The organism is Pseudomonas sp. NPDC089392 (assembly GCF_044749595.1).
Lineage (GTDB): Bacteria > Pseudomonadota > Gammaproteobacteria > Pseudomonadales > Pseudomonadaceae > Aquipseudomonas.
In genome coordinates this window covers 1,855-3,183 of sequence record NZ_JBIVIF010000090.1, presented here as the reverse complement: position 1 = coordinate 3,183, position 1,329 = coordinate 1,855, and the positions used below count along the sequence as shown (strand labels likewise).

Annotated in this window: 1 rRNA gene (only partly in view); it reads right to left on the bottom strand. The window is 49.6% G+C overall.

The features are described from left to right. Positions 1-1,162, bottom strand: a 23S ribosomal RNA gene (locus ACIP1G_RS31845); it reaches 1,467 nt to the left of the window's first position. Positions 1,163-1,329 lie beyond the last annotated feature (167 nt).

Genomic DNA, 1,329 nt, shown 5'->3' with positions numbered 1-1,329 from the left:
ATGATACCCGTAGCTTCGGTGCATGGTTTGAGCCCCGTTACATCTTCCGCGCAGGCCGACTCGACTAGTGAGCTATTACGCTTTCTTTAAAGGGTGGCTGCTTCTAAGCCAACCTCCTAGCTGTCTAAGCCTTCCCACATCGTTTCCCACTTAACCATGACTTTGGGACCTTAGCTGACGGTCTGGGTTGTTTCCCTTTTCACGACGGACGTTAGCACCCGCCGTGTGTCTCCCATGCTCGGCACTTGTAGGTATTCGGAGTTTGCATCGGTTTGGTAAGTCGGGATGACCCCCTAGCCGAAACAGTGCTCTACCCCCTACAGTGATACATGAGGCGCTACCTAAATAGCTTTCGAGGAGAACCAGCTATCTCCGAGCTTGATTAGCCTTTCACTCCGATCCACAGGTCATCCGCTAACTTTTCAACGGTAGTCGGTTCGGTCCTCCAGTCAGTGTTACCTAACCTTCAACCTGCCCATGGATAGATCGCCCGGTTTCGGGTCTATACCCAGCGACTAAACGCCCTATTAAGACTCGCTTTCGCTACGCCTCCCCTATTCGGTTAAGCTCGCCACTGAATATAAGTCGCTGACCCATTATACAAAAGGTACGCAGTCACCTAACAAAGTAGGCTCCCACTGCTTGTACGCATACGGTTTCAGGTTCTATTTCACTCCCCTCTCCGGGGTTCTTTTCGCCTTTCCCTCACGGTACTGGTTCACTATCGGTCAGTCAGTAGTATTTAGCCTTGGAGGATGGTCCCCCCATATTCAGACAAAGTTTCTCGTGCTCCGTCCTACTCGATTTCATTGACAAGAGATTTTCGTGTACGGGGCTATCACCCACTATGGCCGCACTTTCCAGAGCGTTCCACTAATCTCAAACCAACTTAAGGGCTGGTCCCCGTTCGCTCGCCACTACTAAGGGAATCTCGGTTGATTTCTTTTCCTCAGGGTACTTAGATGTTTCAGTTCCCCTGGTTCGCCTCTTGCACCTATGTATTCAGTACAAGATACTCAGCTTATGCTGAGTGGGTTCCCCCATTCAGAGATCTCTGGATCACAGTCTGTTTGCCGACTCCCCAAAGCTTATCGCAGGCTACCACGTCTTTCATCGCCTCTGACTGCCAAGGCATCCACCGTATGCGCTTCTTCACTTGACCATATAACCCCAAGCAATCTGGTTATACTGTGAAGACGACATTCGCCGAAAATTCGCATTTCGCTCAGTTAAGAGCAGAACTCACAAATTTTACCTTAGCCTGATCCACCAGCAGTGAAACTGGTGTTCAGTCTATATCTATCACATATCCGAATTTTTAAAGAACGA